11 protein-coding genes are annotated in these 15,675 nt (G+C 44.6%); 8 read left to right on the forward strand and 3 right to left on the reverse strand.

The window, feature by feature from the left end:
• Positions 1-12: 12 nt before the first annotated feature.
• Together ACFWMP_RS24220 and ACFWMP_RS24225 are read left to right on the forward strand one after the other, a co-directional pair.
• Positions 13-891, forward strand: coding sequence for a carbohydrate ABC transporter permease (locus ACFWMP_RS24220; protein ID WP_042184238.1), 879 nt, complete (start codon positions 13-15; stop codon positions 889-891).
• A 64-nt stretch (positions 892-955) separates the two neighbouring features.
• Complete coding sequence (locus tag ACFWMP_RS24225) at positions 956-3,184, forward strand: amylo-alpha-1,6-glucosidase (RefSeq protein ID WP_379424892.1); 2,229 nt, start codon at positions 956-958, stop codon at positions 3,182-3,184.
• 101 nt (positions 3,185-3,285) lie between these two features.
• Here ACFWMP_RS24225 and ACFWMP_RS24230 read toward each other — a convergent pair whose 3' ends face one another.
• Entirely contained in the window at positions 3,286-4,149 is an 864-nt protein-coding gene (locus ACFWMP_RS24230) for a Cof-type HAD-IIB family hydrolase (protein WP_379424893.1), read from the reverse strand.
• A 273-nt stretch (positions 4,150-4,422) separates the two neighbouring features.
• Here ACFWMP_RS24230 and ACFWMP_RS24235 point away from each other — a divergent pair, with 273 nt between their 5' ends.
• Positions 4,423-5,664, forward strand: a complete 1,242-nt coding sequence (locus tag ACFWMP_RS24235; RefSeq protein ID WP_042184242.1) for a DUF445 domain-containing protein — start codon at positions 4,423-4,425, stop codon at positions 5,662-5,664.
• Between the two features lie 58 nt (positions 5,665-5,722).
• Here the strand turns inward: ACFWMP_RS24235 and ACFWMP_RS24240 are convergent, their stop codons facing one another.
• On the reverse strand, positions 5,723-6,826 hold the full coding sequence (locus ACFWMP_RS24240; RefSeq protein ID WP_379424894.1) for a glycosyltransferase family 4 protein: 1,104 nt from the start codon (positions 6,824-6,826) through the stop codon (positions 5,723-5,725).
• Positions 6,827-7,008: 182 nt separating this feature from the next.
• Here ACFWMP_RS24240 and ACFWMP_RS24245 point away from each other — a divergent pair, with 182 nt between their 5' ends.
• Positions 7,009-7,785: a YheC/YheD family protein gene (locus ACFWMP_RS24245; RefSeq protein WP_231573370.1), complete on the forward strand. Its 777-nt coding sequence runs from the start codon at positions 7,009-7,011 to the stop codon at positions 7,783-7,785.
• Here the strand turns inward: ACFWMP_RS24245 and ACFWMP_RS24250 are convergent.
• Entirely contained in the window at positions 7,778-8,593 is an 816-nt protein-coding gene (locus ACFWMP_RS24250) for a hypothetical protein (protein WP_339244406.1), read from the reverse strand. The two genes, ACFWMP_RS24245 and ACFWMP_RS24250, sit on opposite strands and share 8 nt — an antisense overlap.
• Before the next feature lie 280 nt (positions 8,594-8,873).
• Between ACFWMP_RS24250 and ACFWMP_RS24255 the strand changes: the two genes are divergently transcribed.
• From ACFWMP_RS24255 to ACFWMP_RS24270, 4 genes are all read left to right on the forward strand, one after another.
• Positions 8,874-11,075 (forward strand): PAS domain-containing hybrid sensor histidine kinase/response regulator, encoded by a 2,202-nt coding sequence (locus ACFWMP_RS24255; protein WP_052404121.1) that lies wholly within the window; start codon positions 8,874-8,876, stop codon positions 11,073-11,075.
• Positions 11,075-11,698, forward strand: coding sequence for a C39 family peptidase (locus tag ACFWMP_RS24260; RefSeq protein WP_052404122.1), 624 nt, complete (start codon positions 11,075-11,077; stop codon positions 11,696-11,698). The genes ACFWMP_RS24255 and ACFWMP_RS24260 overlap by 1 nt, the downstream gene beginning before the upstream one ends.
• A 121-nt stretch (positions 11,699-11,819) precedes the next feature.
• Positions 11,820-13,775 carry a type I pullulanase gene (gene pulA / locus ACFWMP_RS24265; protein ID WP_379424895.1) on the forward strand — a complete coding sequence of 652 codons (1,956 nt, stop codon included), beginning with the start codon at positions 11,820-11,822 and terminating at the stop codon, positions 13,773-13,775.
• 293 nt (positions 13,776-14,068) lie between these two features.
• Entirely contained in the window at positions 14,069-15,556 is a 1,488-nt protein-coding gene (locus ACFWMP_RS24270; protein WP_379424896.1) for a glutamate synthase subunit beta, read from the forward strand.
• The last annotated feature ends 119 nt before the right edge of the window (positions 15,557-15,675 follow it).

The raw sequence follows: 15,675 nt of genomic DNA on the forward strand, positions 1-15,675 counted from the left end.
GGGGGTTCTCCCATTTACGCATCTAACATCAAGGGTCGTATTGCAGATGTTATTATCTGGGTATTTGTTCTAGCGTTCGCCTTGTCCTGTCTCATACCGTTAGTCAATTTAGTAGCCATCTCTTTCAGTGATAATGCGGCGGCTTCCGCAAATCTAGTAAGTATATTCCCGGTTAATCCGACGTTTAGCTCCTATGAAAAATTATTGTCTGACAGCCAGTTTTGGCGTTCATTCATGATCTCTGTAGAACGGGTAGTGTTAGGTCTGCTTGTGAATATGGTATTGATGATTCTTACAGCCTATCCATTGTCTAAAAGTTCACGAGTATTCACGGGTCAGAAGGTTTATATGAATCTCGTTATCTTCGCGATGTTATTCTCAGGCGGATTGATTCCAACCTTTATGGTAGTCAAAGAGCTTAATCTTTTAGACTCCATCTGGTCATTGATCTTGCCGGGTGCAGTACCGATAGGGAATGTTATCTTGCTGATGAATGCATTCCGGGCTGTACCGAAATCTCTAGAGGAAGCTGCAAATATAGATGGAGCTTCACAGTGGAGAATATTAGGAACAATCTATCTTCCGATAGTATTGCCTACACTTGCCACCGTTACGCTCTTTACTATTGTGGGCCATTGGAATGATTACTTTGGTGCCCTGGTATATATTAATAAAACGGCGAATTATCCATTGCAAACCTATATCCAACAGCTTAGCGTTGAGGTTCAGAACATTACAGATCCTGAAAAATTATTGGAATTAGCAAAAGTTTCGAATAAGACTTTGAACGCTGCTAAAATCGTAGTTTCTACGCTACCATTGTTGTTGATTTATCCGTTTATGCAAAAGTATTTCGTATCAGGGATTGTCGTTGGTTCGGTTAAAGAATAAATATTAGTAGACAGCCGCTATGAAGCTTCATAGCGGCCTACTATTTTCAAGTAGGAGGCTTACAATGAATAGTAATCAAGTTCATACATCAATTCTGGATGACATGAAGACATTTGTCTCTCAAGAAGCCAATCGGAGTATTTCATTTACGAATAAAGAGGCAGCATTTTATTTTACGCAATCCCATCATACGGATCATGTGGAACATGCATTTTTTGAGGGACTTAATATTGCTAAGAATAGAATTTTCGGTGGATACACCTTATTCGTAGGTGAACAGAAGCTAGACAATCGACAATCTGAAGTTTGGGCCTATCCTTATAAAATGGTGCGTAAGCACGCCGATCTTACAGAAGAGCTGTGGTTGTTGGATTATCATAATCTATTAGAAATTAGTCTCGCTAATGCTAAGGAAGACATGGGCATCGTTTTAAGGGGAGAGAATGTTAGCTATATAAACCAACAGGATCATATCGCGTTCTTTAGCGCTATCGAGGGAGATTGGGTGATTGCAGTTAGTGCTATCATCCTTTCACCTTTGCATATGGATAATGAAGTTCTAATTGCCGGTGCAAACGCTGGGGGTTATTATATCGCTGCAGGTAAGACATCCGAAGAAGCAGCAAGCTTAATCCTTAAAGCTAGACAAGATATTAGCACTTTGAAAGATGAACGTGTTAAGCGGATGGAAGATTTCTTACACCATAATGCCCATCTAACCAGCAGTGATGATACGTTTACTTTAGCCATGAATTGGTTGAACATCACAATGGATCAGTTGGTTACTAGACAGCAGGGTGATGGTATCTATGCAGGGCTGCCATGGTTTAACGAATATTGGGGACGGGATCAATTCATAGCTCTTCCAGGCGCCGTGCTCGTTACAGGGCAATTCGAAACGGCTAGAAATATCTTGCTATCATTCGCAGAGTTTCAGAATACGGACGAAGATTCTAAATACTTTGGTAGAATTCCAAATATCTTGTCTCCTGGAAAAGTGGATTACCATACAACGGATGGTACGCCGCGATTCATTATCCAGTTGCAGGATTACGTTAAGTATTCAGGAGATACAGCGATCATTAAAGAGCTTTATCACAATGTACAATATAGTATTGAAGGTTCCATAAAATATTGGGTAGATGATAAAGGGTACTTAAAGCACGCAGATAATGAAACTTGGATGGATGCCCGGGATGGCAATTTGGAGTCATATTCTCCTCGGGATACCCGTGCCAATGATATTCAAGCACTCTGGTATAACCAATTGCTTGCTGGTGTTTACTTTGCTGAATATATGAATGACAAGGTGAATGCAGATAAATGGAAGGGCATTGCTGAAACCTTGAAGCGCCATTTTGAGGTTGATTTCATTGATCAAGCGCATCCTTATTTAGCAGACAGACTGGATGCAGAAGATAAGCCGGAATTCTCCCTGCGCCCAAACCAGTTATTTGCTTTTGAAATGTTTGATGATAACGATTTTAAGGCTAGAGCGATTCGTACCGCGTGGGAAGAGTTGGTCTATCCATGGGGTGTTGCTTCGCTAGATAGACATCATCCATTGTTTCGTCCGTTTCATTTAACATCTCATTATCCGAAAGACGAGGCTTACCATAACGGTGCGGTTTGGATTTGGCTTAATGGTATTGCGATGCAGCGTATGATTGAAGCAGGGCAGGAAGAAACGGCCTATCAGCTATTCAAGAATATGAACTGGCAGGCCTTGAATTTAGGTGTTGTTGGTGGACTTTGTGAGAATATGGATGCTTATCCTGAGGAAGATGAGAAATGGGCGAAGTTGACGGGTGCATACCTGCAAGCTTGGTCCAATGCTGAGCACCTGCGTGTGTGGTACCAATATTTCTTAGGTATCCGTCCAGACCTGATTAACAATACACTGACAATTGCTCCAAGAATTCCGCAAGAGCTTGAATCCTTGGCTTATAATGTGAACATAGGAAAGGGACAGATCGAAGCCACGTATAACCGTGGACTTGAAATCACTTACGCCTATACATTCAAGAATGTGGGACTGGAAGTTATCATCGATATGTCTCCTTTCGAAACGGTATCGCTTGAAGTTAAGCCCAATATGGAGCTGGTTGTAAGACAAGATGATCATACACTGGCAGTTACCTTATATGACGAGAATCGTCAAATGCTCAAGGAGATTCAGTCAGGGCTATCCGAATCACGTGTTATGCACAATAAGCGGAATAACGAGTTATTAAAAGACGTTGAGTTTGCCAAGCCATTGAGCTTGGACAATCATCCTTGTATAAAGCTGTAGCTATAACTAGTTAAGACAATCTTAAAAAAACCTCTAACCCATCCTCAGGATGATGTTAGAGGTTTTTTTGGCAGTTTATGATTTAAGCCAGGCATGTTGGTTCAGAATTTAGCCATAAGATGCTCAAGTCCTGTCGCCACTCCATCTTCGGCATTACTGACTGTAACAAATTCAGCCATTTCCTTTAGAATCGGTGCTGCGTTAGCCATGGCAATCCGGTAGCCTGCCACCTCGAACATCGGTTGATCATTATAGCTGTCACCCATTACGGCTACATCTGTTAGCGGGATGCCATAGTGGGCGGCGAGCATAGCTACACCGGAGCCTTTGTTGGCGTCCTCATGGTTAATTTCGATATTATTGACATGGGAGGCTGTAATAATAAGGCCAGGGATCGCGGCGAAGCGGGTGGAGGCTTCTTTGAGCAGTTCCCGTTCTAGAGAAAAGGCTAATGTTTTATAAATGACGTTTTCTTCTTTACTCCAGATCTCTTCCATACTTTCGACGTAAGTTACAGCCGCTTGTTGAAACTGCTGATCGATCATTGCTTTTAGCAGCCAGCTGACTTCCTCAGGTACTTCTTCTTCACTTAGTGCAGATAGTTTCTCTAATCGTACCCGTTTATTGAGCTCCACATATACGTTGTCCTCTGTGTATACCTCGTAATACAAATCCGGAATTTCGTTCATCCAGCGTAATGCAGGAATGATGTCTTCCTTCTTCAGCGGTTTACTTGCTGCCAGCGTGTGGTCAGACAATGTAACCACTGCGCCATTCAGACTGACTACAGGGCATTCCAGATCTGCCAGCCGCAGTTGTCGTTCCGCATCCATAAAAGAGCGTCCCGTAGCAATAATTACGATATGACCTAAATTTTGAGCCTTTATAATCGCCTCGCGGTTCTTTGGGCTAATTTGTCCTTCTTCGTTCAGCAATGTTCCATCCATATCTAAAGCAATCAGCATAATGTAAGATCTCCTTATCCAGTCATAGTTGTCCCCTTCGCGGGCTAGTGAGAACGTTAATTGTATCTTATCATTAATATTCTGAAAACCAAAAACACCTTTTCATTCCTAGTCTAATCGTATATTTTTAGAATATAGTTCAGTCGTGGTACAATAGTTGTTAAACTAATCGACTAGCCGAGTTTATCGTCAGTTCATGTTCGTGGGACGTGATCCGTCGGTATTTTTCCTGCGTAAGGACATCGGCAGCTGTGTATGTAAGGGGGACTAATCGTGAGATCCAAAAACTTGGCCACCATGTCACTAGCTTTTATGGCATGTGGGTTTCTGATTACACTATTTCTACCTGAAAATCTCGCTGTAATTCTACTAAGAGGTGGCTTTGAGGCTGGGCTGGTTGGGGGGATTGCCGACTGGTTCGCGGTAACCGCGTTATTCCGCCATCCGCTCGGGCTGCGTATTCCACATACCTCACTGCTGCTCAAGAATCGGGATAAGATTATTCAGTCGTTAATTACCGCTATGGAGACTGAGCTGCTGAACAAAGAGAGTATTGAGAACAAGCTGCGCAAGTTTGGCATTATGTCTATGAGTTCCAAGCTGCTGACGAAGTTCTTTAGCAAGAAGAAGGCGAGAGCCCAGATCCTAGAGCAACTTAGCGAATTCGTGTCACGTCTTCCGGTAGAGAAAGCTGTACCTTTTCTTCAAAGGGCAGCCTCTGACTATATTCGTGAAGCGGAGCTTGGAGTTGCGGCTGATAAGATTGTCACTAAATTAATGAACGACGGAAAAGATGTAGCGGCTCTGGATTATGCGCTGGAAGGGGTATCTAACTGGAGCGGTCGTCCTGAAACGAAAGCTATGCTGGGTAAGATCGCCAGCGAGAAACTGGCTGAAGTAAAGCTCGGTGGACTGAAAGGGATGGCTTTTCAGGCTTTCGTTGGATTCATGGATGCGGATATGCTTGGTGAAATGCTGCAAGGCATGCTGCAGTCCGGTATTCGCGATTTTCGTGAAGAGGATAGCCCTTATCGTGAAGAGATCATCCGGGAAATCCGGGTGGCGTTGTTCCAGATTGTTAATGATGAGGCTAGAATGACTTCTGTGAAAGAATGGGCACTACAAGAGCTTGAGGGAGAAGCAGTAACTGCTTTTCTGCATACTCAATTGGAGAACGTACGTAGTAAGGCACTCTCCTTATTAGAAGAGGACCGGGCAGCTGGCGGAAGAAAACTATTTGCACTATACACCCTTCTTATGCGCCGTATTAGTAAGGAACAAGAGTGGATCGGTAGCTGGGAGGAGCGGATTCGCGCTTCATTGATTGCATTTGTAGAGGCTAACCACTTCCGAATCGGTCTTTTGGTGAAGGAGAATCTGGATAGCATGGACGATGCTAGTCTAGTGAATATGCTAGAGGATAAAGTAGGTAAAGATCTTCAGTGGATTCGTGTGAACGGTGCCTTATGCGGTTTTGTTGTAGGGCTTGTACTTACAGTTGTTCAATTTATTTAAATCAAAGTAGTCCGTCTCCAGTGAATGGAGGCGGACTACTTTTTTATGTTTATAGGATCTATTGCTGTACTAAGGCAGCTTGATAAAGCCGTTCCAAATCAGTTGCTGTACGTTGCCAATTGAAGGCTTCAAGCGCATCCGATCGTCCTTGTTTCCCAATGGTTGCTGCTACCTCCGGATTCCGGCCTAGTCGCAGCAAATCTCTAGCAAAGGGCAAGGCCTCGCGATATCGTTCCACCAGATATCCGTTATGGCCGGAGTCGATAATCTCACGGATACCGCCATTGCTAGAAGCGATGACCGGTAGTCCCGAGGCCATGGCCTCTACATTAACAAGCCCAAAGGATTCATGATTCTGAGAAGGACATACGAAGCAGTCGGCTGCTTGATAAAGGGTATGGATATCCTCATGAGCTACATTTCCAAGGAAGGAAACGGATACGCCTAGTCGCTGTGCAAGCAGCTTTAGCTGTCGCAAATATGACGGTTTCCCTTTGCCTGCAATTACAAGATGAGCAGGAAGGTGCTTATTTAAATGGTACATAGCACGTATCAATACGGGCACCCCTTTGCGGGGAATGACTCGACCGACGAATAAGACGGTAAAGACCCTCGGGAGTCTGTAAAGTTTGCGAAGATGGTATTTTTCCTGTAGCGCTACAGGAGTGAATCGATCAAGATCTGCTCCGAGCAGGACAATACGGATTTCATTGTTTAATTGAGGGAAGCGACGGGTTAGTCTTCGCTGTAGAGAGTGGCTGTTCACAATAATCAGATCTGCTCTAGCCAAGGCTCTAGCAGTCTTAACTGTGTCCGGTGTGAATGTAAGAGAATGCAGAAATAGAAATACCGGAAGATGAGGGAGCCGTTTCTTTACAGCAGACATAAGATGGGGGCGATTATCGACCTGAACTATATCAAATGACTCATTCTGAATGTAGTCTAATACCGAAGTACGATAATGAACGGGAGTACTTGCGGGCAACCGAATGATTCTGACCCGTTCCAATATGGAAGCATCGGGCAGTCCCAGCACTTTGCGGCTCACAATGGTAACCTTATGTTTCTCAGCCAGCTTTCTGGCAATGGCCCAAATGCAGATTTCTACTGACCCGTCTCCCGGAACCGGGAGACGTTCCGGCGCAATAATACAAATATGCATGGTTCATGCCTCCTCTGATCCGCTAATGGTTATCCTCTTCCCACCATATGCAGCTTGAGTATCTGGAGATACATCTGAGAGCGGAGAGGGCGTTCAACCCATTCCATTCATATAGTCGGAGCATAAAATACTAAGGTTAAGCAAGGCTGTGATCATTATTTGAGTGACAGGGGAGAGGGCAATTGGGAACAAAGTTAAAGTCTGCGTTGACCAGCAAATGGATTAAAACCAAGGTGCTCATGCAAAGTTCCGAGATTTCACCGCTCATTCCAGAAACAGTGAAGTTTAGTAAAGCAAACTTAAGAACGATGCTCTTGAAATATGGGATGATTTACGTTAAGCCGGAACATGGCACCTATGGTAACGGTGTAATGAAGGTTGAACAGAGTAAGGATTCTCATGGAACAGAATATAAATACCAAAGTGGAACAAAGATAAAAACCTTTGGAGCCTATGACACCTTTTATTCATCCCTTAAGAAAGCAACACGCGGACGCAGTTACTTGATTCAGAGAGGGATTGTTTTGCTAAAGCACGGAAAGCATCGTTTTGATATCCGTGTGATGGTCCAGCTCAGTCCGCGTGGCAAATGGGAAACTACCGGATTGATTGGCCGAGTAGCTGAGAAGGGCAAGATTGTTACCAATTATCATAACGGTGGTACGCTAATGTCTATGGAGAAGCTGCTGTCGCCTTATTTGAACGATGCTCAGCAAGCTCAGATGCTTAAAATATTGCGAAAGCTAGGTGAGGATACCGGACGTTTCTACCATAAGAAATATCCTGGCTTTAAACAGATTGGTGTAGATGTAGGATTAGATAAGCACATGACGCCTTGGATTATTGAAGTGAATACGAGTCCAGATCCATATATTTTCAAACATCTTTCTAATAAAAGCATGTACCGCAAAGTGATGGCTTACCGCAGAGCAAATGAGAAGAAGAAGTCCGCTAACTGATTTGCTTCTTCGTATTCGCAATAACAAGGGAAACCTTTTGTTCGAGCTCAATTATTTTTTGCTTATGGGTTGCGATCTGACGGTAACCGGAGACCAGTGCAGCTAAGGACTGGTTGGTTAGGGTAAGGTTTTGTTTGCGAATCGCTGCTTTAAAGTCAGTCCAATCTGCTGAGACACGTTTGTTTAACGAGGTGATCACGCTCTTGTTAGATTTGATCGTGATTTGAGGACTTTCAATGCCAGACAAGGTTTTACGCGCTTCGGCTATCTTTTGGGAACGTTTCTTTTTCGCGGCGTTCAGCTGATTCTGCTTGTCACTGATCTCTTGGCGTGCCAACTGAACCAAGATCTTCATAGCATCACCTTGGGCACGCAGTACGGTATTCAAGGTCTTGTCCTTAAGTGACTTGGCGATACTAATTCGCTTGTTAAGTGCACTATACTGGTCAAATAAGGGCTGATAGCGCTGCTTGCTACTCTTAACGGAGGCTTCCAATCGGGTCACTGTTTCAAGATCAATTCCTTTAATTTGTTGACGAACCACAACTAGCGATTGCTCATTATTGTAGTGAAGGATTCGGATTTGCTCCTCGCGCTGATCATACTGCAGCTTTAAGGTGGATAAATCATTGTAAAGAGAAGTCAGCTTAACCCTGGCAGGACCTTCTGCCGTTGCGGCCGTCAGATCAAAAGCTGCTTTTATAGAAGGGGTTAATTCTGTTGTAGATGCAGCAATAGCTCCTGATGATGTGCTTAGCAGTAGCAGGATCGTAAGCAGTAGTAAGGGCACTGGCTTAAATATTTTCATTTATTCTCCTCCTATTGTCGTTACCTAATGGCAACAAAAAAAAGCACCCGTAGCAAAGGCAAAAGCCTTTATTACGGGTGCTTCCAGCGTAATAGGTCACGAACGATATTATTATGTTTAATAATAGTTTGCCCCAGGCCATCCAGTCAATATTTAAAATTAAGCTATTCACAATTCAAAATGATACGGAGGGCATTTCTATACTCACTTCTCTTATCGTATACTGAACTTAGGATGGAATAAAGGATGCAACGTTCGCAACAAAGGAGGTCTGGCGTAGATGGATAACGCGGTAGAATATAGCACAATGTTGGAACATGCATTTATGTGGTCCCCAGAGGGAATAGCCGTACTGTCTTTAAACGATGGTAAGGGCAACTGGCTGAAGGTCAATCCGGCTTTTTGCAATTTACTTGGCTTTACGGAAGCTGAGTTTCTTGCTGGGGCTATTTTTGCAGAAATGGAAAATAGACAGACGTCTTCGAAAGAGCTTTCCTATAGATTGGTGATGGACGAGCTTCAGAATTCTCCAGCAGGGAGCTGGAAGAAGGAAGAATGTTTTCACAAAGGGGATCAACCGGTATGGCTTTCCCTGACATTCTCAGGATTTGGAACAGCAGGACAAGCCCCTTCGTGTATTATTGTGTACGCCGAAGATATTACAGACCGAAAGATTGCAGACCAACAAATGGCAGATCAACGAGATCTAGAGGAACAGATTTATCAAAGTGAACGTAATTATAGATTGATTTCCGAGAATTCGCTGGATTTAATCTCGCGTCATGCAGTTGAAGAGCGCAAACAGTTCGAATTCAAGCTTCAGGAGAATGAACAGCGCTATAAATCCTTATTTGAATATAATCCCTCTGCTGTGTACTCAATGAATTTGCAAGGCGATTATTTAACAGCCAATGCGAATCTGGAGAAGCTGACCGGGTATTCGCTGGAAGAACTGATCGGAATGTACTTTGGTCCCGTTGTGCATGAGAAGGATATGGAGAAGACGCTGTATCATTTTAACTTAGCTGCTAAGGGCTATCCCCAAAGCTATGATCTGACGCTTATTCATAAAGAAGGCCATCTTGTAGAGATTAATACCACTAATATTCCGATCATTGTAGACGATCAAGTGGTTGGTGTATATGGTATTTCCCGTGACATTACGGAACGTATAAGATATACAGAACAAATTGAGAAGCTAAGCAATGAGTACACTCTTATATTAAATGCAGTATCTGAGGGTATTTTTGGACTCGATATGGAGGAGAAGGTGACCTTCATCAACCCTGCAGGTTTGCATATGCTCGGCTATGAACATGATGAGATCATGGGTCATACCTATCTAGATCATATTCAGCAGACAGCGCTTGACGGGATCCATTATCGGCCAGAGGAGTCGCCACTTATCAAAGCCATTAGGTCAGGGGGATCTTACCAGAGCAAGGATGCAGTTTTATGGCGTAAAGATGGTACAAGTTTTCTTGCGGAGTACCAAGTAACCCCTCTTTTTGATAAAGGTGAACCTAAGGGTGTTGTAGTCGTGTTCAGGGATATTACAGATGAGAAGGAGATCATTCGGGCGAAGGAATCTGCGGAAAAAGCGGACCAGGCTAAATCAGAGTTTCTAGCCATTATGAGCCATGAAATACGCACGCCTATGAACGGCATTGTAGGGATGACTGATCTGCTTGCCGAGACGGAACTAGATGAAGAACAACGTGAGTACACAAATATTATTAAGGAGAGCAGTAGCTCTCTTCTATATATTCTGAATGAAATTCTCGATTACAGTAAAATTGAGGCCGGAAAAATGATGATCGTACATGAGCCCGTACATCTTCGAGAGGTACTGGACAGTGTAACGGATCTGTTTATGGCTAAGGCTTTGGAAAAAAATCTTGAGCTGTCTTACAGCATGGCACCAGGAGTTCCTACGTTCATTATGGGAGATGCAGGACGATTACGTCAGGTATTGGTTAATCTGGTCAGCAATGCGATTAAATTTACTGACCGAGGTAAAGTCTGTATTTATGTGGAGCAAAAATTGTCCGTGGTTTCAAAGAAATCTACTTTGAAGTTTAATGTCAGAGACACGGGGATAGGTATTCCTTTAGAAAAGCAGCATCAGCTGTTTCAATCATTCTACCAGCTGCACTCCTCGTTTAATCGTAAGTATGCCGGGACGGGGTTAGGACTAGCCATTTGCAAGAAGCTTGTCGAGCTGATGGGCGGAGCCATTGCGGTGGAGAGTAGCGAAGGAAACGGCTCTAATTTCTATTTCACACTACAGATTAATCCTGAAAACAAATATGAGGGCGAAGAGGAAGATATTGCTCAGGCAGAGCAGAAGCCTGCACAGGAAATGGAATCACGATCTAATTCAGAGGGATCTATGGATGTTGGTGAAAATGTGATTTTACTTCCGGAAGGCCCTGCCCTTTCAGCTTCTAAGCCGAACTCTTCAAAGGGAGAACCATCCTGATGAGACATAGAAACTCCAGTCTTAGTAACAAACTATCGGTAGATCCATACACACAGTGGGAGGCTGGGGTTTCATCCCCGTCTTCTGCATGTGGACCAGCTACGCTGGCAGCTTTAACCGAGTATTGGAATACCCAGCTAGGAATGGACTTTATTCGTGGCAAAGGTCATTTTCACTCTAAAGCAGCTCATATTAATTACATATACAGTCATCACGGAGGTACCCCTTTGGGGATGAGTACACGTAGTTTTGTAAAGGGAATCACAGCTTATATCCACTCTTCAATCTCGCCAAAAGGGGGACATAAGCTTTCTGTCTCTACTTTTAACGATTTTGATGTGTATAAAGTGGAGATTGATGCAGGTCGGCCAGTAGCTGTTAAATTTGATAAATGGTTTAATTTTCGGTGGAGAGGGAATTTTGCTTACGATTACCATTGGGTATTAGGAATAGGATATGAAGTACCTGATAACGGGGATCTTCCAATCCTCATCGTTCAGGATAATGGTGTGAGGTATAAGGATGGAAGGATTGCTCTTTGTAAAGAACGCCGCATCCCATATTATGCAAATAAAGACATCATTACAATGGTGGGAATGAATATCATAGAAACGCCTAGTTAATCGTGATTTAGCTATGCAATTACCCTGGAAAAATGATCTGGTTATTTTGAGTCCAAACGTTTGCACAAATTCGAGGATCATACTATAATCCAGTTAATAACTGGAAAAGGGGATAGGTGCTTTGTCCGTACAAAAGGAAATGAAGGAACCGATTTATTATGGTGATCCTGCGACTACTAGAGGGATTTCCGTATTCGCTCAGGAGTTTGATCAGTTGTTTAGTTATGACGGGGATGATCTCGGACTTACATATTCATCGGCCTGTTCATCATTTTGCTTGTGGGCCCCTACGGCTCAGGAGGCAGAGCTAGTAATTTATGATTCATGGCAGGGAGCTGCGGGGTCTAAATATGCTATGATTCGCGATATTCGGGGAACGTGGAGAGCTACGGTTGACGGTGATCTAGATGGCAAGTTCTATACCTACCGAGTACATCTAGGTGAACAGTGGAATGAAGCAGCAGATCCTTACGCGCGTGCTGTCGGCGTGAATGGGGACAGAGGTGCTATTCTAGATTTGCGCAAGACGGACCCTGAGCGGTGGACGGAAGATAAGCCGTCGTTTGAGGATCCTGTAGACGCTATTATTTATGAGCTTCATTTGCGTGACTTATCCATTCATCCAGCCAGCGGTATGGCTCATAAGGGTCAATATCTCGCTTTGGCGGAAGAAGGAACCCGCGGACCAGAGGGCATTCTCACCGGACTCGATCATATCGCAGATCTCGGTGTAACCCACGTGCAGCTATTGCCTATTTATGATTATTCTACAGAGAGTGTAGATGAGACGAAGCTGGATGAGCCTCATTTTAACTGGGGTTATGATCCAAAGAACTACAATGCTCCTGAAGGCTCCTATGCTACGGATCCTTATGTGCCCGGACTACGTATTCAAGAACTAAAAACAATGATTCAAGCGCTTCATGATCGTGGACTCCGCGTCATTATGGATGTTGTTTACAACCATGTGTACGACGGATATCGCGTGAATTTCACTAAACTGGTTCCTGGCTATTATTTGCGTTATAAACAAGACGGAAGCCTGTCGAATGGCTCGGGCTGTGGGAATGACGTGGCTACAGAACGCTTGATGATGTCCCGCTTCATTGTGGAGTCCGTGGTCTATTGGGCTAAAGAATACCATATCGACGGCTTCCGCTTTGATTTGATGGGCTTGATGGATGTCGATACGATGCGGGAAACCCGGCGGCGTCTGGATGGAATAGATCCGTCTATCATGACTATCGGTGAAGGCTGGATGATGGGGACTGAGCTACCGATGGAACGGCTCGCTCATCAGAAGAATGCCTCCCTTATGCCGGGAATCGGACATTTTAATGATGATTTCAGGGATGCTATTAAAGGAAATATCTTTTTGTACGATCAGCCGGGCTTCATCAGTGGAATGATGGGTCTGGAGCCTGCGATCAAGGCGGGGATTGCGGGAGGGATTGACTTCAGCCCAGGAATTAAGCAATTTGCCGAGGAGCCTCAGCAAAACGTTAATTATGTGGAGTGTCATGATAATCATACCTTATGGGATAAAATCGTATTGTCCACCGAGGGTGAGACGGTTACTCAGCGCCGTTCCATGCACAGACTAGCTTCTGCGATAGTGTTCATGAGTCAGGGGATTCCTTTTATCCATGCAGGACAGGAGTTTATGCGTACGAAGGACGGGGTGGAGAACAGCTATAAATCTTCGGTCGAGATCAATCGTATGGACTGGGAATTGTGCGCCGCGCATCAGGAAGATGTGGCGTATATGAAACAGTTAATCTTACTGCGTAAAGCTCACCCGGCCTTCCGTATGCGAACAGCAGCGGACATTCAGAACCATTTGGTTTTTGAAAAAGCACCGGCAAGTGCAGTAGCTTACACGCTACGTGGCCATGCTGGAGGAGATGCAGCGAAGCATATTTATGTTCTTTTTAATGCGAATGCTGAACAGACCACTGTGGTTCTGCCGCAGCTTGGAGCATGGAAGACCATCTTCGGGGCTGATCTTACGCAGGAGCTGACTGGAAATAAGCTGACTGTAAATGGGATTGGGACAGTAGTCCTGACGGCGAAATAAATAGTCTTTTACAAGATCATTATTTAAAAGCATGCGGAGTAACGTACTTTAATCAGGTACAGTACACTGTGTGCTTTTTTTGTTTTCCATTTTCTTAATTTGATTGTTTCATTTTACATAAAAAGGTGACATTACTCATTTTCGATGATGATATTGGATGTTAATATGAAGGCATTTACTTTGGCGCTTTAGAGTGGCATAGGCTTGGCAGCAGACAAACATAGCGCGTACTTTTCTTTTTTAACGGTTTAGGAAGTATATATCTGTGGGGATATTTAGAGAGGATGAGAGAGATGGGGAAAGCAACCGGATTTTTGGAATTTGAACGGCAGACGCCTTCGGAGTGTGAGGCGCTTGAGCGGATTAAGAATTGGGATGAATTCTCGATTCCTATGGATGAAGAGAATCTGCGCGAGCAAGGCGCGCGTTGTATGGACTGTGGTACGCCATTTTGTCATGTAGGACGTCTGTTGTCTGGTATGGCTTCCGGCTGCCCTCTACACAACTTGATTCCTGAATGGAATGATATGGTTTATCGTGGGAACTGGGAGGTTGCACTGAAACGTCTGCATAAGACCAATAACTTCCCTGAATTTACTGGACGTGTGTGTCCGGCACCTTGTGAAGGTTCTTGTACAGTAGGGATGAACGGCAAGCCCGTAACGATAAAGTCGATTGAAAAGTCGATTGTAGATAGAGGTTTTGAAGAAGGTTGGATTGTTCCTGAGCCCCCGCTTACTCGCACAGGTAAAAAGGTAGCTGTAGTGGGCTCGGGTCCAGCAGGTCTTGCCTGTGCAGCTCAGCTTAACAAGGCAGGGCATTCGGTGACCGTGTATGAACGGGCAGATCGGATTGGTGGTTTGTTGACGTATGGTATTCCGAACATGAAGCTGGATAAGAAGACGGTTCAGCGCCGAGTAGACCTGCTGACGGCTGAAGGCATTACATTCGTAACTCGTACAGAGATTGGGAGAGATATCTCGGCGTCACAACTCAAGGCGGAGCACGATGCTGTTGTCTTGTGTGGCGGGTCTACGCAGGCACGAGAGCTTCCTATAGAGGGTCGTGAGCTGCGGGGCATTCATCAGGCGATGGAGTTTCTGACACTGAATACTAAGAGCTTACTGGACTCAGAGCTTGCTGATGGTGAATACTTGTCTGCGGCAGATAAGGATGTAGTTGTAGTCGGTGGTGGGGATACTGGCACAGACTGTGTAGCTACGTCGATCCGCCACGGCTGTCGTAGTGTAATCCAGCTTGAGATTATGCCACGGATTGCTCCGCTGACCCGTCAGCCTAGCAATCCGTGGCCAGAATGGCCAAAGGTTCTTAAGGTGGACTATGGCCAAAAAGAAGCGGCTTCACTGTATAAGGAAGATCCACGTCGTTATCTTGTTTCGACGAAACGTTTTGTTGGTGACGATGGTGGACATGTGCAGGAGCTGCATACTGTGCGCATTGAGTGGACTCGCAATGAACAGGGACGGATAGTTCCGGTTGAAGTACCAGGCAGTGAAGAAGTTCTAAAGGCACAGCTGGTACTACTCGCATTAGGATTCACAGGGCCCGAAGAGTCTGTGCTAGGTGAGCTTGGGGTGGAACGTGATGAGCGGGGAAATGCCAAGGCAGAGTTCGGAGCACAAGCGACCAATGTAGAGGCGGTATTCACAGCAGGTGATATGCGCCGCGGACAAAGCCTTGTAGTTTGGGCCATTGATGAGGGGCGTCAGACAGCCCGCGAAGTGGACCGATTCTTGATGGGATCATCGAATTTGCCGTGAGAATAGAGGCATATAGGGCAGGGCGTTCCTTTTGGAGGAACGTCCGCTTTTGCGTTGTTTGCCTATTCAAGGTTAAAATTGAAACCTAAGCACAAGATCTATTTAAGTCGAAAAGGAGA

The organism is Paenibacillus sp. NPDC058367 (assembly GCF_042723305.1).
Taxonomy (GTDB): Bacteria; Bacillota; Bacilli; order Paenibacillales; family Paenibacillaceae; genus Paenibacillus_AQ.